This is a genomic window from Micromonospora mirobrigensis (assembly GCF_900091555.1).
Classification (GTDB): Bacteria; Actinomycetota; Actinomycetes; order Mycobacteriales; family Micromonosporaceae; genus Micromonospora; species Micromonospora mirobrigensis.
Window position 1 is genome coordinate 289,072 of the sequence record NZ_FMCX01000004.1, and the last position, 16,427, is coordinate 305,498.

The 16,427-nt window shown below is 74.8% G+C and carries 19 protein-coding genes; 4 read left to right on the forward strand and 15 right to left on the reverse strand.

What is annotated here, in order from left to right; all coding sequences use genetic code 11:
• Positions 1-516 precede the first annotated feature (516 nt).
• On the reverse strand, positions 517-1,806 hold the full coding sequence (locus GA0070564_RS15960; RefSeq protein WP_091609430.1) for a cupin domain-containing protein: 1,290 nt from the start codon (positions 1,804-1,806) through the stop codon (positions 517-519).
• Between the two features lie 3 nt (positions 1,807-1,809).
• A complete protein-coding gene (locus GA0070564_RS15965; RefSeq protein WP_091609431.1) occupies positions 1,810-2,115 on the reverse strand; it encodes a hypothetical protein in 306 nt (101 codons plus the stop codon).
• 234 nt (positions 2,116-2,349) lie between these two features.
• Here GA0070564_RS15965 and GA0070564_RS15970 point away from each other — a divergent pair, with 234 nt between their 5' ends.
• Positions 2,350-2,694: a hypothetical protein gene (locus GA0070564_RS15970; protein WP_245670040.1), complete on the forward strand. Its 345-nt coding sequence runs from the start codon at positions 2,350-2,352 to the stop codon at positions 2,692-2,694.
• 10 nt (positions 2,695-2,704) lie between these two features.
• On the forward strand, positions 2,705-3,463 hold the full coding sequence (locus GA0070564_RS15975; protein WP_091609432.1) for a DUF72 domain-containing protein: 759 nt from the start codon (positions 2,705-2,707) through the stop codon (positions 3,461-3,463).
• A gap of 51 nt (positions 3,464-3,514) precedes the next feature.
• Here the strand turns inward: GA0070564_RS15975 and GA0070564_RS15980 are convergent, their stop codons facing one another.
• The 9 genes from GA0070564_RS15980 to GA0070564_RS16025 all read right to left on the reverse strand — a co-directional run bounded on the left by GA0070564_RS15980 (position 3,515) and on the right by GA0070564_RS16025 (position 9,262).
• Positions 3,515-3,943, reverse strand: coding sequence for a DUF2267 domain-containing protein (locus GA0070564_RS15980; RefSeq protein ID WP_091609433.1), 429 nt, complete (start codon positions 3,941-3,943; stop codon positions 3,515-3,517).
• A gap of 303 nt (positions 3,944-4,246) precedes the next feature.
• Positions 4,247-5,119 (reverse strand): DUF72 domain-containing protein, encoded by an 873-nt coding sequence (locus tag GA0070564_RS15990; protein WP_091609435.1) that lies wholly within the window; start codon positions 5,117-5,119, stop codon positions 4,247-4,249.
• A 45-nt stretch (positions 5,120-5,164) separates the two neighbouring features.
• Positions 5,165-5,563: a TraR/DksA family transcriptional regulator gene (locus GA0070564_RS15995; protein WP_091609436.1), complete on the reverse strand. Its 399-nt coding sequence runs from the start codon at positions 5,561-5,563 to the stop codon at positions 5,165-5,167.
• Between the two features lie 179 nt (positions 5,564-5,742).
• The gene (locus GA0070564_RS16000; protein WP_091609437.1) at positions 5,743-6,369 is read right to left on the reverse strand and encodes a nucleoside/nucleotide kinase family protein; all 627 of its coding nucleotides are present in this window, start codon (positions 6,367-6,369) and stop codon (positions 5,743-5,745) included.
• 23 nt (positions 6,370-6,392) lie between these two features.
• A complete protein-coding gene (locus GA0070564_RS16005) occupies positions 6,393-7,001 on the reverse strand; it encodes a winged helix-turn-helix domain-containing protein (RefSeq protein ID WP_091609438.1) in 609 nt (202 codons plus the stop codon).
• A 226-nt stretch (positions 7,002-7,227) separates the two neighbouring features.
• Positions 7,228-7,827: a winged helix-turn-helix domain-containing protein gene (locus GA0070564_RS30225; RefSeq protein WP_091609439.1), complete on the reverse strand. Its 600-nt coding sequence runs from the start codon at positions 7,825-7,827 to the stop codon at positions 7,228-7,230.
• A gap of 48 nt (positions 7,828-7,875) precedes the next feature.
• On the reverse strand, positions 7,876-8,367 hold the full coding sequence (locus GA0070564_RS16015; protein ID WP_091609440.1) for a rhodanese-like domain-containing protein: 492 nt from the start codon (positions 8,365-8,367) through the stop codon (positions 7,876-7,878).
• 55 nt (positions 8,368-8,422) lie between these two features.
• Complete coding sequence (locus tag GA0070564_RS16020) at positions 8,423-8,875, reverse strand: cysteine dioxygenase (RefSeq protein WP_091609441.1); 453 nt, start codon at positions 8,873-8,875, stop codon at positions 8,423-8,425.
• Positions 8,876-9,013: 138 nt separating this feature from the next.
• The gene (locus GA0070564_RS16025; RefSeq protein ID WP_091609672.1) at positions 9,014-9,262 is read right to left on the reverse strand and encodes a DUF1707 domain-containing protein; all 249 of its coding nucleotides are present in this window, start codon (positions 9,260-9,262) and stop codon (positions 9,014-9,016) included.
• 115 nt (positions 9,263-9,377) lie between these two features.
• Here GA0070564_RS16025 and GA0070564_RS16030 point away from each other — a divergent pair, with 115 nt between their 5' ends.
• The gene (locus GA0070564_RS16030; RefSeq protein ID WP_091609442.1) at positions 9,378-9,770 is read left to right on the forward strand and encodes an ankyrin repeat domain-containing protein; all 393 of its coding nucleotides are present in this window, start codon (positions 9,378-9,380) and stop codon (positions 9,768-9,770) included.
• A gap of 69 nt (positions 9,771-9,839) precedes the next feature.
• A complete protein-coding gene (locus tag GA0070564_RS16035; protein ID WP_091609443.1) occupies positions 9,840-10,784 on the forward strand; it encodes a DUF3500 domain-containing protein in 945 nt (314 codons plus the stop codon).
• Between the two features lie 10 nt (positions 10,785-10,794).
• Here the strand turns inward: GA0070564_RS16035 and GA0070564_RS16040 are convergent, their stop codons facing one another.
• The 4 genes from GA0070564_RS16040 to GA0070564_RS16055 all read right to left on the reverse strand — a co-directional run bounded on the left by GA0070564_RS16040 (position 10,795) and on the right by GA0070564_RS16055 (position 16,415).
• Entirely contained in the window at positions 10,795-11,298 is a 504-nt protein-coding gene (locus GA0070564_RS16040; RefSeq protein ID WP_091609673.1) for a DUF2231 domain-containing protein, read from the reverse strand.
• A gap of 75 nt (positions 11,299-11,373) precedes the next feature.
• Positions 11,374-12,114: a GAF and ANTAR domain-containing protein gene (locus GA0070564_RS16045; RefSeq protein WP_091609674.1), complete on the reverse strand. Its 741-nt coding sequence runs from the start codon at positions 12,112-12,114 to the stop codon at positions 11,374-11,376.
• Between the two features lie 166 nt (positions 12,115-12,280).
• A complete protein-coding gene (secA2, locus tag GA0070564_RS16050; RefSeq protein ID WP_091609444.1) occupies positions 12,281-14,575 on the reverse strand; it encodes an accessory Sec system translocase SecA2 in 2,295 nt (764 codons plus the stop codon).
• Between the two features lie 100 nt (positions 14,576-14,675).
• A complete protein-coding gene (locus GA0070564_RS16055) occupies positions 14,676-16,415 on the reverse strand; it encodes an ABC transporter ATP-binding protein (protein ID WP_091609445.1) in 1,740 nt (579 codons plus the stop codon).
• Positions 16,416-16,427: the final 12 nt, after the last annotated feature.

Sequence of the window (16,427 nt, forward strand, 5' to 3'; positions counted from 1 at the left end):
CGTCCACGTCGATCGCGGGACGGCGTGCCGCCGGGGCCCAGAGCGATGCGATGCGCGCGAAGCCCGCCGGTCGTCACCTTGGGTGATGTCGACAGGAACCGCCTGGCTCGCGCTCCGCCGCTTTGCTCTGCTGCCACCCACGCACCGCTCACGGAGAGTGCTCGCGGTCGCCTAGCGTTGCGCTCAACGGACGAACCGAATCCCAGCTCAAAGGACGTGTAGCGTCCGTGGCAGCAGAGCAAAGGGGCGCGGGGACCATCACCGCGGCACCACGTCCCTCACAGCGCGTGAGGCGAGCGCGAAGGTGACCGAAAGTCACCTACTCAGATCCCCGCAACGAGGAACGGCAAGGCGGTCCGAGGGCGGGCAGGTGGGCTGAAGGACAGCCCGGCGACGACGCTGACGGTCCGCGGGGGCCGGGTGGGCCCGGCAGCGACCGTCCGCCGGGCCGGGTGAACCCCCGGCGGCGCGGAACGACCGCCGGGGCGAGGTGGTGCCCGCGAGACTGCCGGGCCGCTACCCGGCCGAGGAGGACGAGGCAGGGGTGACGACGGCCTCCTTGAGCAGCCGGCGGGCCAGGGTGCACCGGTCGGCGTCGTCGTCGAGCCCGGGCAGGTCGCCCACCCGGATCCGGTCGGCGGTGAGCACCGCCCGCAGGGCCCGCTCGCACTGCCCGGGCAGCGTCAGGACGCGGTCGAACAGGCGCAGGGTGACCTTGCCGTCGCCGGTGCCGGTGAGCTGCCAGCGCAGGCCGGCGCGCGGCGCGATCTCGGTGTCGGCGTCCAGGGCGGCCAGCGCGGCGGCCTGGGCGAGTGGCCGGATCGGCGCCGGCCGGGCCGCCGGCCAGGCCCGCCCGCGCAGCCGGGCGGCCAGCACCGCCGGGTCGGCCCGCAGCAGCCAGTCGCGCAGCGCCTCGACCGTCTCGGTCAGCTCGGGCTCGACGGCGTCGGGGTCGGCCACGTCGGTGCCGAACGGCAGCCCGGCGCGCAGCCGCGGATCCTCGGCGGCGAGGGCGAGCAGCTCCTCGACCAGGGCGTAGCGGGTCAGCGCCCGGATGCCCACGGTCAGGTGCAGCGAGCTGGACTCCTGCGCCTGGGCGCTGTGCAGCCAGCCCCGGGGCAGGTAGAGGGCGTCGCCCGGTTCCAGGACCACGTCCAGGGCCGCCGGTCCGGAGGCAGTGGCGGAGACCTCGTCGGCCCGTCCGCCCCAGGGCTGCTTCTCCAGCGGGTCGATGAGCACCGGCGGGTGGATCCGCCAGTGCTTGCGGCCGTCGACCTGGAGCACGAAGACGTCGTGGGTGTCGTAGTGGGTGGCGAAGCCCTGGCTGCCGGCCGGGGTGAGGTAGGCGTTGACCTGCAACGGCTGGGCCAGCGCGGTGCCCAGGTCGCGCGTGAAGTCGACCAGCGCCGGCCAGATCCGGTGCAGGCCCTGCAACACCAGGGTCGCGCCGTCGGCGTACTGGGCGAGGATCTTCTCGTCGAGGACCTGGTCGCCGATCTCGGCGCCGGCCCCACCGCCGCCGGTCCAGCGCGCCGCCGGCACCAGCTGGCCGTCCCTGGCGACCCGCAGGAAGGGGGTACGCAGGCCACGGCGGCTGAGCAGCTCGTCGGCGTCGGCGGGGCTGAGCAGGTCGGTGAAGCCCGCCGGGTTGGCCAGCTCGGCGGCGCGGGACAGCAGCGGCGCCCGCCCCCAGTGGGCGGCGGCGAACTTGGCCGGCTCGACGGCGATGCAGCGGGCCAGCGCCCGGGCGGCCGAAGACGGGACCGCCGGGCGGTCGTGGCCGCCCGGCGGGTCGAGGTGCGTCACGGCTCAGGCAGCGCTGCCGTCGGCGCCACCGTCCTGGTGACCCGGGGTCGCCCCGCCGTCAGCCGGGCCCTCGGCACCACCGTCGGCGCCACCGTCCTGGTGACCCGGGGTCGCCCCGCCGTCGGCCGGGCCCTCGGCACCACCGTCGGCGCCACCGTCCTGGTGACCCGGGGTCGCGCCACCGTCGGCCGGGCCCTCGGCACCACCGTCGGCGCCACCGTCCTGGTGACCCGCGCTCGCGCCACCGTCGGCCGGGCCCTCGAGGCCGGCGCCGGTGCTGGTCTGGATGTCGTCGTCGTTCAGTGCCATGGGTGCTCCCTCAGGTGTGCCGCCCCGCCATGTGCCGGGGTTCGGTGGTGCAGCGGGTGGTACCCCACGCGCGATCTTCTCTAACCACACGGTAGAGGCCCCGGCCGGGCCGCGAGCCCGGTTCGCCGGGCCCGCCCACCGGCCCCGATGTCGGGACCGCCGGCCTACGGCCCGGCGGCCGGCCGGGGGCGGTGACAGGATGGACGGCGACCCGCGACGGCAGGGAGGTCGGCGATGACGGGACCGCAGGGCGAGCCGCTGGAGGCGCTGCCGGAGGACTGGACCCGAGGGCTGGCCGTGGTGGCCCACCCCGACGACCTGGAGTTCGGCGTGGCGGCGGCCGGACGGGCAACCCTGGACGCGGTCCGCGACGCCGGCAACCGGTGGGTCCCCCCCGAGCAGCTCACCGATGGCGGGCAACCGTGGAACGGGGTACGCCAGGTATGGGCGGCCGCCTCCCCGAAGTCTCGGCACGGGGTGCACGTCACCGCCACCTTCGACCGGGGGCTGGCCGCGCTGCGCGGGCACGGGGCGTACCTGAGCGGGCTGGCCGAGGTGTTCCACCTCGACCTGTCCTGAGGCGTACGCGATGGCGCTGGTGGTGGGCACCTCGGGCTGGCAGTACCGGGACTGGCGGGACCGGTTCTATCCGGCGAAGCTGCCGCAGCGGCTCTGGCTGGAGCACTTCGCGGGCCAGTTCGCCACGGTGGAGGTGAACAACGCGTTCTACCGCCTGCCCGAGCGGGACACCTTCGCCGCCTGGCGGGCCCGCACCCCGGACGACTTCTGCGTCGCGGTGAAGATGAGCCGCTACCTGACCCACATCAAGCGGCTGCGCGACCCGCAGGAGCCGGTGGCTCGCTTCCTCGGCCGGGCCACCGCCCTCGGCGACCGCCTCGGTCCGGTGCTGGTGCAGCTGCCGCCGAACCTGCGCGCCGACCCGGACGCCCTGGACGCCACCCTGCGGCTCTTCCCCGCCGACGTGCGGGTCGCCGTGGAGCCGAGGCACCCGTCCTGGTGGACCGACGACCTGCGCCGCGTCCTGGAGCGTCGCCGTGCCGCCCTGGTCTGGGCGGACCGGCTCGGCCGGCCGGTGGCGCCGCTGTGGCGGACCACCGACTTCGGCTACCTGCGGCTGCACGAGGGGCGGGCCCGGCCCTGGCCGCGCTACGGCCGCACCGCGCTGGCCAGCTGGGTCCGCCGCCTCGGCGAGACGTTCGACGACGCGCGGCCGGCGTACGTCTACTTCAACAACGACCCGGGCGGGGCGGCGATCGTGGACGCGGTGGCCTTCGCCGGCCTGGCCCGCCGCGCCGGGCACCGGGTCACCCGCACTCCGGGCGTCTGACACGCGGGGGCCCGCCCCCGTCGCGGGAGCGGGCCGATCCGCCGGACGGCGTCAGGCCGTCATCCGGGCCACGTCGGCGGGCATGGTCGCCAGCACGTCGTCCCACTCGCCCTGGGTCACGTGCCGGCGCAGGGTGTCCAGCACCACCTGCACCACCCGCTGCGGACCGCCCTGCACGTCGTACGGGAAGCCCTGGCGGACCTCGTACAGGAAGTCGTCGCGGTTGAGCTTGATCGGCACGTTCTCCGGCTGCCAGCCGTCGAAGTAGATGCCGCGGACCAGCACCGGCAACTGCGCGGCGAACTCCGCGCTCTCCTGCACCGGCATCCGGTCGCGCAGCAGGTGCAGCACGGTACGCAGGGCCGCGTAGGACTGGTTGCGCTGCGCCTTGGGCCAGCCGTAGGCCTGTTCGATGTCCTTGAGGATCAGGTTTGTCTTGTCCAGCGAGGACTCGAACGCGGAATGCAACTGCTCAGCCATCTGCCCACCCCCGTGCGTCGGTTTCCCAGCGTCGGTCGTCGGTGCGCCGCGGCGGACCCGACGGGCCCCGCCACATCCGGGTCGGGTGCACCCGGTTGGGTCGCGCCGGCCGCCGGGGGTCGCCACCGGAGCCGACGACGTGCAGAACGGCTCCCCGTCGCGGGTCCGCAACCACTCGAACCGCCATCTCCTGCCACCTCCGTACCCTCTCCGGCCGGGTCCGACGACCCGACCGCACACGCCGTCCATGCTGCGCGGCGATGGGGTGAGCCGGCCTCACCCGGTGGGGGTGAACTCCGACGGTCACCCGGCGTCGAGCAGCCCGGCCAGGGTGGTGGCGTTGGTCTGGGCGTAGTCCCGGTAACAATTGTTCATCAGCACGTGGGTCCGCTCGGCGGTGTCGGCCAACTCGCGCAGCTTCGGCGCCCAGTCCCGCAGCTCCCGGTCGGAGTAGCGGTAACCGAACTTCTCGTGGATGTCCTTGCTGGTCCACTTGTCGCTGTGCCCGTGGAAGCGGACCACCGCCAGGTCCGCGGTGGCGGCCAGCACCGGCGGCACCGACGACCGGTGCCCCTGCGGCATGTCCACACAGACGAACGGCAGCTCGTGCCGGCGCAGGAAGGCCAGCGTCTCGTCCTGGTTGGCCCCGTCGAACCAGGACGCGTGCCGGAACTCGAAGACCGGGCGCAGTGGGGCGCACCGCTTCGCCACCTCGACCAGGTAGTCCTTGTGGTCGCGGCGGATCCCCCACCAGGGTGGGAACTGGAACAGCAGCGCCCCCAGCTTCCCCGCCTCGACCAGCGGGTCCAGCGCGGACAGGAAGCGCGTCCACACCTCCTCGTACGCCTGCGCGGGGAGGTCGTCGGGGTAGACGTTGCGCTTGTCGGTCTCCGGCCGGAGGTCCTTGTAGAGCGCCGAGACCCGGGTCGGGTGACCGGTCAGCAGGCTGAACGCCTTGACGTTGAAGGTGAACCCGGGCGGGGTGCGGTCCACCCACAGCCGCGCCGTCCGCTCGGCGGGCGGCGAGTAGTAGGTGGCGTCCACCTCGACCAGCGGGAACTGCCGGGCGTAGTACGCCAGGCGCTTCTCCGGGGTGTCCGCCGTCTGCGGGTACCAACCGGAGTCCAGCAGCGTCCGGTCGGTCCACGAGGCGGTGCCCACCTTCATCTCACCCATGGGTGGAGTCCACCGCGTTGCGGCCCGACCGGCAACCGGTCCGGCTCAGGCGGCCCGGCGTTCCCGGTTCTGCTTGCAGGTGACGCAGGCGGTCGCCGACGGGAAGATCTCCAGCCGCTCGACCGGGATCGGCGCCGAGCAGCCCTCGCAGAAGCCGTAGGTGCCCTCGTCGAGGCGGGTCAGGGCGTGCTCGAACTGGGCCCGCCGGTCGAGGATGGTGCGCAGCAGGGACTGCGCGGTGTCCCGCTCGGCCGTCTTGGTGCCGCTGTCGGCCTGGTCGTCGCCGGCGGTGTCGCCGACCTCGACCAGCCGCAGGACCTGGCTCTGCAGGACCGCCTGCTCGTACTCGGCGGACAGCTCGTCGTAGCGCGACCGCAGCGAGAGCCGGATCTGGTCGGTCTCCGCCTGGGAGCGGCCGGTGGCCACCGTGTCGTGGACGAGCATCGCTGCCTGCCTTTCTGAGCCTGGTCGACCCCGCGGCTCGCGCCGGGGGTCCGGTCCGTCTCTGGGGCGCGGTGCCAGTGATCACCCGCGCTCTGTGAGCCGTGCGGATACCCATGGCCGGCGAGGATCAAACCGCGAATTTTCCGCCCGGTCCGCGACCGTCGGTCCGGTGCGTCGGCTCAGGGCTCGACCAGGGCCGGACGCCGGGGGTCGTCGGCGCGGACCACCACGTCGGCGAAGGAGGCGGGGGCCACCTCGTCGGCGTACCGGGCGAACGCCGGCAGCGTCCACCGCAGGCCCTCTTCGGTACGTCGGGCCAGCGCGGCCGGGGAGAGCTCCAGGTGCACGGTGACGTCGAAGGGCAGGCCGCCGCCGAGCAGGAACGCCCCGCTGACCAGCACCACTCCCCCGACCGGCAGCTCCACGTAGCCGGCCCGGCTGGCCCGGTCGCTGGTGGCGTCCCAGAGCGACGGGAGCAGCCGGCCGGCGCCGTCCGGGCCGGCCGGGTCGAGCACCTCGCGGCGCAGCCCGGCCTCGTCGTACCAGCCTTCGTAGTAGGCGTCCGGGTTGGTGCGGCCGTGCTCCAGCCGGACGGAGGCGGGGCGTAGGAAGTCGTCGGTGCGGACGTGCAGCGCTGGGCGGCCCTGGGCGCGCAGCGGGTCGACCAGGGCGGCGGCCAGCCGGTCCGGTCCGGCCGCCGGGGGGCCGTCGACGGCAACCCGCAGCCGGCCGGGTGGGGTGGCCGCGGCGAGCCGGTCGGTCAGCTCGGCGACGAGCAGGTCCGGCGAGATGGGACGGATGCGCATCCGACCATGGTGCCCCGCCGCTCTCAGCCGGTGCGGTCGATGGTGACCCGGGCGTCGTCGGCGAGCCGGTAGCCGACGCCGTAGACGGTGGTGACCAGCGGGACGTCGACGCCGACCTTGCCGCGCAGCCGGCGGACGTGCACGTCGACGGTACGCACCCCGGCGTGCTCGTAGCCCCAGACCGCGGTGAGCAGCTGGAGCCGGGTGAAGACCCGGCGGGGGTGGGCGACCAGGTGCAGCAGCAGGTCGAACTCGAGCCGGGTCAGCGGCAGCGGTTCGTCGTCGCGCAGCACCGAGCGGGAGGAGGCGAGGATGTGCAGGGTGGGGATGGTGGCGGCGAGCGGACGGCCCGGCGTACGCCCGGCGGGCAGCGTCTCGGGGCGGCGTTCGGCCGGCACGGCGTTGGCGGAGACCGTGCCCTCGCCGCGCTCCAGCAGCTCGCGGGCGGCCTCCAGCAGCCGGCGGGCCGGCGGGGTGAGGGACTCCTCCCCGGCCAGCGGGATGGACAGGGTCACGGTGAGCACCGGTGCCGGGGTGCTGGTGGGACGTCGCTGACCGCCGGGCGGACGACCGGGCACAGCGGGTTGGGACGTATGCCATCCGGCGCGCGACGAGGCGGGGCTGACCGACATGGTCCTCCTTGGCTGGGTCCGGGTGTCTCCCCACGGCCCGGGACGCCGCTGCATCGATGCTTCCCGGCGCCTCGACGAGGGTCAAGGGGCGGCTGCGTTGCATGAATGTGACAATTGACGAACACATCGGAGCCGTCCGCTCGCTCTGCGTACGAGCCTGATGATTACAGCAGAACCGCCCGGATGCCCCGTTACGGGGGTACCCGAGCGGTTCCGGTCGGGCCGGTCAGCGGTCGCGCTCGATCACCACCCGGGTCGGGTCGGTGAGCCGGTAGCCGACCCCGTACACGGTGGTGACGAGCGGGTTCGTCGGCCCGAGCTTGGCCCGCAGCCGGCGCACGTGGACGTCCACGGTGCGGGCCACCCCGTGCGCGTGCCCCCAGACGGCGGTCAGCAGTTGCAGCCGGGTGAAGACCCGGTGCGGATGCTCGGCGAGGAAGCGCAGCAGGTCGAACTCCATCCGGGTCAGCGGGATCACCCGCCCGCCCTGACGGACCACCCGGGTGCCGGCCAGGATGTGCACCGGTCCGCCCGGCGACTCCGGCCGAGGGTCGGCGGGTGGCCCGGGGACCGCTGCGGCCAGGGGCGGGCGACCGTCGGCGGGGCGTCGCCAACCGCCGGCCCGCGGCGGCGTCACCTCGTGCCGCAGCACGCCCTCGCCGGTGGCGGCGAGCTCGCCGATCAGGTCGAGCAGGCGGGACAGCCCGGGCGTGAGGGCGGCGCCGGAGAGGTCGACGGTGATGGTCAGGGTCGGGGCGGTACGCGGCCGGGGCGCGGCGGGGCGGGCGGCGGGGTGCGGTCGGGGCGAGAGGGCGACGACGGACATGCGGGCCTCCTGGGCGGTGGCGCCGCCACCGGTTCGTGACGGTGGCGGTCAGTGCGGCGCCCGGCCGGCGGTCACCGGCGGCGCGACGGACGAGGGGCGGTACGGCGAGGTGGGCCCGAGCGCGGGCAGGCCGGCGATGCGCCAGGCGGCGAAGCCACCGACCACGTCGGTGGCGTGGCGCAGCCCGATCTCCTGCAGGGCGGCGGCGGCCAGCGAGGAGGTGTAGCCCTCCTGGCAGAGCACGACCACCGGCAGGTCGTAGCCGACGGCGACGGGCAGCCGGGCCGGGCAGCGGGGGTCGAGCCGCCACTCCAGCACGTTGCGTTCGATCGCCAGCGCGCCGGGGACGGTGCCGTGCGCGGCACGTTGGCCGGCCGGGCGGATGTCCACCAGCAGCGCGCCGGACCGGTACGCCAGGTGGGCCGTCTCGGGGTCGAGCCGGCGCAGCCGGGACCGGGCGTCGGCGAGGATCTCGTCGATCCCCCGCGACCCGGGTGGGGGCACGGGACAGCTGTCGGCGAGCAGCGGGCTCGGGGTCATGGCGGTGTCCTTCCTGGAGTGGCCGGGGTTGGGCGGGTGGCGCGGGCGGGCGGGATCACCAGGCGACGCCAGCCTCCGCCACGTCGGCGGCCAGCAGCCGGCCCCCGTCGAGCCGGTAGCGGGTCATTCGGCGCAGTGCCGGGGTGTAGACGTGCACGCTGACGGCGGGCTGGTCGCCGTGGTTGGTCACCCGGTGCACGTGCCGGGCGCCGAACCGGCGACCGGTGCCGGTGGCGAGGCGGTGCGGGCGCAGCCGGCCGCCGCTGACCGTCTCCTCGGTGAGTTCACCGGCGACCACCAGGAAGCCCCCGGCCGATCCGCCATGGTCGTGCAGGTCGGTGCCCTGGCCGGGCAGCCAGCTCAGCGCCCACACCTCGTGGTCCGGGCCGCCGGCCAGCCGGGCGTACCAGCGCTGCGCGGGGTCGAAGCCCAGCGGGACGGGCCAGTCGGCGGGGTCGGCGTACCGGCCGGCGACGGCGAGCGGGTCGGTGGAGGCGGGGCTGGTCATGGCGGCGTCCTCGCGGGTGGGCAGCGGGTTCGACCACCAGCTTAGAAGGTAAAACCTATAGGGTTAGTAGGTAATACCGGATGCTGGGACGCCGATCGCATTCTGCCCGCCGCGGTTCGCGGCGAGGTCAGCCCTCTATTAGGTGAAAGATGAGCCAGACGACTTGCAGCACAACACCCACCGAGCCGCCGAGGAGTCCGAGCAGCGCCAGCGCCCGGTAGCGGAGGTGCTCGTTCGGGTCTCCAGTTCACCATAGGTCCTGGCCACGTATGCCTGCCCCGACCGCGCCTCGAACTCCGCCAGGCTGAGGCGCCCCTCACCGGCGGCGGCACCGAGCCGAACCACGACCGCCTCACGGTCACGATCGGCCGCCCGCATATGGTCCATGAGCAGAGAGTAGCGATGGAGGCGTGGCCACGTGGATGTGAAGACACCGGACTCGCCGCGCACCGGTACCCGGCCGGCTTCCGCCCGCCCGGCCGGTCGCCACTAACCTGGGGCGATGACCGACGACCTGGACGCCGAGACGATCGAGTTCGCCCACCGGATGTTCGACCTCGCCCGGTCCGGGGCGGAGGACGAACTCGCCGCCAACGTCGACGCCGGCCTGCCGGTCAACCTCACCAACGCCAAGGGCGACACGCTGCTGATCCTGGCCGCCTACCACGCCCACCCGGAGACGGTGGCCGCGCTGCTCGCCCGCGGCGCCGACCACACCCGGGCCAACGACCGGGGACAGACCGCGCTCGCCGCGGCGGTGTTCCGGCAGAACGCCGAGGCGGTCCGGGCGTTGCTCGACGCCGGGGCCGACCCGGACCACGGCGACCCCTCGGCGGCCGAGACCGCCCGCTTCTTCGGCCTGCCGCAGATGCTCACCGCCCTCGGCCGGGACTGAGCCGGGCTGCGGGCGAACGGGCGCGGTGGACGGTATACAGGGGCGGTGGAGGATCCCGTACCCGAGCAGATGCGCGCCGCCGCGGTGGCGCTGCTGACGGCGCTCGACGAACCGGCCCGCCGGCGTGCGACGTACCCGTTCGACGACGACGGCGCGCGGCGCTGGCTGGAGTACCGACCCCGACCACGGCCGGGCACGTGCCTCGCCGACCTGGACGTCGCCGGCCGCAAGGCCGCCCACCGGTTGCTCGCCACCGCGCTGAGCCCCGGCGCGTACGCCCAGGCGATGGCGGTCGTCGCGCTGGAGGAGGTGCTGGACCGGGCGGAGGGATGGCGCCGCGGCCGGCACAGCGGCGACTACTGGGTGGCCGTCTTCGGCGACCCGGCCCGCGACGACCGGTGGTCCTGGCGGATCGAGGGGCACCACCTGTCGATCACCATGACGGTGGTCGACGACCAGGTCTCCCCCGCCCCGATCTTCCTGGGCGCCAACCCGGCCACCGTGCGGCACGCCGGGCGCCCGGTCTCCCGCCCGCTCGGGGTGGAGGAGGATCTCGCCCGCGAGCTGCTGGAGGCGATGGGACCGGCCGGCCGGGCGGCGGCGATCGTGGCCGACGAGGCGCCGGGGGACATCATCAGCGCCACCCGGCCGTCGGCGCCCGGCCGGCTGGAGCCGCTGGGGATGCCGCGCGGCCGGCTCGGGCCCGGCGGCCGGGCGCTGCTCGACCAGCTCGTCGCGCTCTATCTGAACCGGCTGCCACCGGAGCTGGCCGCCCGGGAGGCCGACCGGCTCGACGGGGGCGAGCTGCACTTCGCCTGGGCCGGTCCGACCCGACCGGGGCAGCGGCACTACTACCGGGTGCAGGGCGACGACCTGCTGATCGAGTACGACAACACCACCGACGACGGCAATCACGCGCACACCGTGCTGCGCCGCCCGGCCAGTGACTTCGGCGCCGACGTGCTGGCCGCCCACCATGCCACCGCCCACCGGGCGGCCGACCCGGCAGGATGAGCCCAGGTCGTCAGGCGCGCGGGCGGACGATCTCGACCGTGGAGCCGGCGACACCGCGCAGGGCGTCCAGCCCGCTGGACTCGGCCCGGCGCCGGCGGTCGAACTGGCGCATCAGCCGGGCGCCCGCCGCCACCCCGATCGCGCCGGCCAGCAGGGCGAGCAGTTCGACCCCGATCAGCACGCCCGAGGCGCCACGCTGCGGCGACTGCGCGCGGACCAGGCAGGAGACCAGGAACAGGCCGGCCATCAGCACGTTCACCACGTTGAAGGTGACCGCGGTGCGGCGGGTCTGGTCGGCGCGGACGTCCCACAGGTCGACCATCCCGGCGACCGCGGTCAGCGCGGCGGCGGCCAGGGCGGCCACCGCCGTCCAGTAGCCCACCTCACCGAGGAAGGACGGCCCACCGGCCAGGTCCGCCAGGTCGAAGATGGTGGCGCTGACGAAGAGCCCGAACGGGAACGTCACCAGCATCGGTTGGATGGGGTGGCCCTGCACCCGCAGTCGGCTCTCCATCGGTTCCTCCCAGGTCGGCACGGTGCACCAGTCCAGGGTGCTACCCGTGCGCAACCGGGGCGAAACGATCTCGGGTCAGCCCTCCCGGGGTCGGGAGACCGTCACCACCAGCCGCTCGGCCACCTCGCGCAGCGGGATGTCCAGCGACGAGGCGGCGCTGCGCAGCACGTCCAGCGCCTCCGGCGCCGGGCAACCACGCTGGGTCATGATCACCCCGATCGCCTGCCCGACCACGCCGTCGCCGAGCAGCGCCGAGTCCCGCTCCCCGGCCTCGGCGGTGCGCCGCGCCCGGTCGCGTACGGAGGCCAGCAGCAGGCCGGCGTGCTCGGCGAGGAGCATCGCGGTGAGCTGGTGCCGGGTGGTCAGCGCCCCGGGGGCGTCGGCGTACAGGTTGATCGCGCCGATCACCTGCTCGTCCACGTCGACCGGCGCGGAGATCACCCCCCGCACGCCGAGGCGGCGGGCCCGGGCCGTCCAGGACGGCCAGCGCTGCTCGCCGTCGAGCTCCTCGGAGCTGGTCATCTCCCGGCGGAGGATCGCGCTCATCGCCGGCGAGTCCGGCCCGTGCCGCAGGTCGTCCAGCTCGGCCAGCCGCTCGTCGGAGGCGGCCACCCCGGCCGGCTCCCCGGCCCGCAGCGCGGTGAAACCGCACCAGGTCACGCCCGGCACGGCGTCCCGGGCGATGCGGACCAGCTCGGCCAGCGCCCGGTCGAAGTCGTCGACGGCGATCAGGCCGGCGGTCAGCTCGCGCAGCAGCGCGGCCGTCTCGAGTACACCGATGGTGTCGATCGTGGGCTCCCGCGTGTCCAGGTTCACCGGTCCGCGATCCCCGTGCACCTGCTGCCTGCCACCGGCCCCGTTGCCTGTGTCATCGTCCCGATCTTTCTGCCGACTCTTGAGCCCCGCGCTACTACCCTCGCAAACCAGGATCGAAACCGCGTAAATGGGGTCCCCTCCGGTGCCGGAGGGGACCCCTGGTACGTCAGCGCGAGCCGGCGCTGAGCCGGCGGCCCACCGCGGCGATCAGCCGGTCCAGCTCCGAGCCGAACGGGTTGTCGTGCACGAGGTAGGTCCAGGTGGCCGTCGGCCGGACCAGCTTCGAGGCGTCCGGCTCCCAGTCCTCGGCGAACTCGGTCTCCTCGAAGGTGGCGATGGTCCGCCGCTCGATCTCCGGGATCAGGTTGGTGAACGCGGGCACCGCCGCCCGGTGGAACTCGTCCAGCGGGTCGAGCCGGCCCAGCGCGCGCAGGTGCACGCCCTCGCGGACCTCCGACAGCTCGGCCAGGTGCTCGGCCCAGAGCCGGTCGGTGTGGTAGAGCGCGATCGACCGGGCGGCCCGGGCGAGCAGGTCCTCGTCCATCTCGCCGGCCTTCTCCGGCTCCCGCTCCAGCAGCATCAGCGCGGCCACGTCGCTGGTCAGCAGCCGCTCCCGGCGCTCGGCCAGCGCCTTGCGCTGCTGCTCGATCACCACGCTGTACCGCCACGTGTTGCGGTGGATCTCGTGGTTGACGCCCTCGGCGACCCGCTGGGCGTGCTCCACCGCGTAGTCGACCTGGTCGTCGGTGACCAGGCCGTCGGCGTTCATCCGGGGCGACGCCGGCACCGCGTCGGCGGCGTGCCGCACGACCAGCTCGTCCTCCAGGCTGACGAAGAAGGCCGACCCACCCGGGTCGCCCTGCCGGCCGGCCCGGCCGCGCAGCTGGTCGTCGACCCGCCGGCTGTCGTGCCGGCCGCTGCCGATGACGTACAGGCCGCCGAGGTCGGCCACCCGGTCCCGGTCGGCCTGGTCGCTGCCGCCCAGGCGGATGTCCACGCCCCGGCCGGCCATCTGGGTGGAGACGGTCACCGCGCCGTACGCGCCGGCCTCGGCGATGATCGCCGCCTCCTCGTCGTCGTTCTTGGCGTTGAGCACCGCGCAGGGCACCCCGGCGGCGTGCAGCGCCGCGGCCAGCCCCTCGGACTCCTTCACGTCCAGGGTGCCGACCAGCACCGGCCGGCCGCGCTCGTGGTTGCGCTTGATCTCGTCGACCAGCGCCTCCTCCTTCTCGGCCCGGGTGGCGTAGATCCGGTCCGGCTCGTCCTCCCGGACGCAGGGGGTGTTCGGCGGGATCACCGCCACCTCCAGGCCGAAGAACTCGCGCAGCTGGTCGCCGACCAGCACCGCGGTCGCGGTCATCCCGCAGACCCTCGGATAGAGGCCGACGAACGCCTGCACGGCGATGGTGCCCAGCACCTCGCCCTCGGCCGTGGCGTCCAGCCCCTCCTTGGCCTCGACCGCCGCCTGGAGGCCGTCCGGCCAGCGGCGGCGCTGCGCAACCCGGCCGCGCATCTCGTCGATCAGCTCCACCGAGCCGTCCCGGACGATGTAGTCCACGTCCCGGTGCAGCAGGGCGTGCGCGTGCAGCGCCACGTTGACCGCGGAGAGCTGCGCGACGTGCTCGGTGTCGTACAGGTCGATCCCGCCGAGCTTCGCCTCCACCGCGGCCAGCCCCTCGGCGGTGAACGCCACGCTGCGGCCGTCCTCGGGGATGGTGTAGTGCCTGCCCTTGCGCAGGCCGCGGACCAGGCCGGCGGCGGCGTGCACCGGGTCCTGCTCGCCGGCGACCGCCCCGGCCAGGACCATCGGCACCCGGGCCTCGTCGATCAGGATCGAGTCGGCCTCGTCGACGATCGCGGTGGACAGCGGCGGCTGGACCCGGTCGTCGAGGTCGGTGACCAGCTGGTCGCGCAGGTAGTCGAAGCCCGCCTCGCTGACCGAGACGTAGGTGACGTCGCAGGCGTACGCCGCGCGCCGCTCGTCGGGGGTGGACGCCTCGTTGACCCAGCCGACGCTCAGCCCGAGCAGGGTGTAGACCGGCTCCATCCACTGGGCGTCCCGGCGGGCCAGGTAGTCGTTGACGGTGAGCACGTGCACCGGGCCGTTGCCCATCCGGACGTGGCCGTACGCGGCGATGGTGGCGGTGAGCGTCTTGCCCTCACCGGTGGCCATCTCGGCGACCTTGCCGGAGAGCAGCGCCATCGCGCCGAGCAGCTGCACGTCGTACGGGCGCTGGTCGAGGCCGCGGCGGGCGGCCTCCCGGCCGATCGCGCAGATCTCGGTGTAGCCCTCGGCGGCGCCGGCGGCCTCGGTCAGCTCGGCGTCGTCGAGCGCCGTCAACTCGTCCTCGCGGGCCTCCACGGCCGGCAGCAGCTTCTCCAGCGGAGCCAGGTCGACCGTCGTCCCCGGGCGCTGGAGGAACCGCCGGAACCTGGTCTTCAACCGTTGCGACACACCCATGAGCGGCAACGGTACGCGAACCGGGGCGGGTTTCGTGGTCCGCCCGTCCCGGGTCGGTCAGGATGTCCCACGGCGGGCACGTCCGCCCTGGTCAGCCGGGTCAGCCGACGAGCAGCTGGTGGGCGGCCAGCTCCCGGTAGAGGTCGTTGCCGGCGGTCAGCTCGTCGTGCGTGCCGACGGCCACCACCCGGCCCGAGTCGAGGACCACGATCTGGTCGGCGTCGACCACCGTGGCCAGCCGGTGCGCCACGATCAACAGGGTCCGGCGCTGGGCCACCGCGTCGATGGCCCGGCGCAGCGCCGCCTCGTTGCGGGCGTCCAGGTTGCTGGTCGGCTCGTCGAGCAGCAGCACCGGCGGCCCGGCCAGCAGCGCCCGGGCGATGGCCAGCCGCTGCCGCTCGCCGCCGGAGAGCAGCACCCCGCCCTCCCCCACCTGCACGTCCAGCCCCTGCTCCGAGCGGGTGGCCAGGTGCCCGAGGTTGACCTCGTCGAGGGCGGCCAGCAGCTGCGCCTCGGTGGCCGTCGGGGCGGTGATCAGCAGGTTGGCCCGCAGCGTGCCGGCGAGCACCGGCGCCTCCTGCTCGACGTAGCCGAGCCGGGCGCGCAGCGCGTCGCGGGGCAGCTCGCGCACGTCCACGCCGTCCAGCCGCAGCGACCCGGCGCTCACCTCGTAGAAGCGTTCCACCAGGGCCAGCAGGGTCGACTTGCCGGCGCCGGAGGGGCCGACCAGGGCGGTCCGGCTGCCGGCGGGCACGGTGAAGCTGACCTCGTGCAGCACCGGCGTGCCGCCCGGGTAGCCGAAGCTCACCCGGTCGAACTCGAGCGCCGCCGGGCCGGCCGGGACCGGGCCGTCGCCGGCCGGCCGGTCGGCGGCGCCCTCCAGCGGCACGGCCAGCATCTCCTCGATCCGTTGCAGGGCGCCCAGCCCGGTCTGCAACTGGGTGTACGCGTGCACCGCCTGGCCGAGCGGCAGCACCAGGAAGAAGAGGTACATCACGAAGGCCACCAGGTCGCCGACGCTGATCGCCCCGCCGGCCACCCGGGCCCCGCCGACGGCGAGCACCAGCAGGAACGCGCCCTGGATGCTGATCGTGCTGACCGGCCCCACCCAGGCCTGCACCCGGGCGACCCGCAGCCCGGCCGCGTACGCCGCCTCGGCGCTGGCCCCGACGGCCGCCGTCTCCCGGTCCTCGGCCCGGGCGGCCCGGATGGTCCGGGCGGCCGAGAGGGCCCGCTCGACGGCGGAGGTCATCTCGCCGATCCGCTCCTGGGCCCGGCGGGCCATGCCGCGGACCCGGCGGGCGACGGTGAGGGCGAAGCCGACCCCCACCGCCACCCCGGCCAGGGTCACCCCGAACAGCACCGGGTCGAGCAGCAGCATCGCCGTCGCCGCGGCGGCCACCATGATCGCGCCGGTGACGGTCTCGAACAGTCCGGAGGTGACCACCGCGCGCAGCAGCGTGGTGTCCGCCCCGACCCGGGAGAGCAGGTCGCCGGTGCGCCGCCGGTCGTACTCGGCGATCGGCAGCCGCAGCAGGTGCCCGGCGAGCCGGCGCCGGGTGCCGAGCACCAGCCCCTCGGCGGTGCGTTGCAGCAGGTAGTCCCGGAGCCCGCCGAGCGCGGCGCCGAGCACCACCAGGGTGATCAGGACACCGATCAGGCCGGCCGCCGGCCGGTGCGCGCCCACCCGGTCCAACGCCTCGCGGGTGAGCAGCGGCTGGCCCAGCGAGGCGGCGGCGCCGGCCAGCGACAACGCGCCCACCACGGCGAGGGTGCCGCGGTGGGCGCGCAGGTACGGCAGCAGGGCGGCGAGGCCGACCCGGCGGTCGTCGACGGTCATGCCGAAGACGGT

Excerpts from the sequence above, each read along its gene's own strand:
- GA0070564_RS15980 (WP_091609433.1), bottom strand. The coding sequence starts at position 3,943 with ATGGCTGAGCAGTTGCATTCCGCGTTCGAGTCCTCGCTGGACAAGACA.
- GA0070564_RS16055 (WP_091609445.1), bottom strand. The coding sequence starts at position 16,415 with ATGACCGTCGACGACCGCCGGGTCGGCCTCGCCGCCCTGCTGCCGTAC.
- GA0070564_RS16005 (WP_091609438.1), bottom strand. The coding sequence starts at position 7,001 with ATGTCGGTCAGCCCCGCCTCGTCGCGCGCCGGATGGCATACGTCCCAA.
- GA0070564_RS16040 (WP_091609673.1), bottom strand. The coding sequence starts at position 11,298 with ATGGAGAGCCGACTGCGGGTGCAGGGCCACCCCATCCAACCGATGCTG.
- GA0070564_RS15995 (WP_091609436.1), bottom strand. The coding sequence starts at position 5,563 with ATGCTCGTCCACGACACGGTGGCCACCGGCCGCTCCCAGGCGGAGACC.
- GA0070564_RS16000 (WP_091609437.1), bottom strand. The coding sequence starts at position 6,369 with ATGCGCATCCGTCCCATCTCGCCGGACCTGCTCGTCGCCGAGCTGACC.
- GA0070564_RS15965 (WP_091609431.1), bottom strand. The coding sequence starts at position 2,115 with ATGGCACTGAACGACGACGACATCCAGACCAGCACCGGCGCCGGCCTC.
- GA0070564_RS16020 (WP_091609441.1), bottom strand. The coding sequence starts at position 8,875 with ATGACCAGCCCCGCCTCCACCGACCCGCTCGCCGTCGCCGGCCGGTAC.
- GA0070564_RS15970 (WP_245670040.1), top strand. The coding sequence starts at position 2,350 with ATGACGGGACCGCAGGGCGAGCCGCTGGAGGCGCTGCCGGAGGACTGG.
- GA0070564_RS15975 (WP_091609432.1), top strand. The coding sequence starts at position 2,705 with ATGGCGCTGGTGGTGGGCACCTCGGGCTGGCAGTACCGGGACTGGCGG.
- GA0070564_RS16015 (WP_091609440.1), bottom strand. The coding sequence starts at position 8,367 with ATGACCCCGAGCCCGCTGCTCGCCGACAGCTGTCCCGTGCCCCCACCC.
- GA0070564_RS16025 (WP_091609672.1), bottom strand. The coding sequence starts at position 9,262 with ATGGACCATATGCGGGCGGCCGATCGTGACCGTGAGGCGGTCGTGGTT.
- secA2 (WP_091609444.1), bottom strand. The coding sequence starts at position 14,575 with ATGGGTGTGTCGCAACGGTTGAAGACCAGGTTCCGGCGGTTCCTCCAG.
- GA0070564_RS16035 (WP_091609443.1), top strand. The coding sequence starts at position 9,840 with ATGCGCGCCGCCGCGGTGGCGCTGCTGACGGCGCTCGACGAACCGGCC.
- GA0070564_RS30225 (WP_091609439.1), bottom strand. The coding sequence starts at position 7,827 with ATGTCCGTCGTCGCCCTCTCGCCCCGACCGCACCCCGCCGCCCGCCCC.
- GA0070564_RS16030 (WP_091609442.1), top strand. The coding sequence starts at position 9,378 with ATGACCGACGACCTGGACGCCGAGACGATCGAGTTCGCCCACCGGATG.
- GA0070564_RS15990 (WP_091609435.1), bottom strand. The coding sequence starts at position 5,119 with ATGGGTGAGATGAAGGTGGGCACCGCCTCGTGGACCGACCGGACGCTG.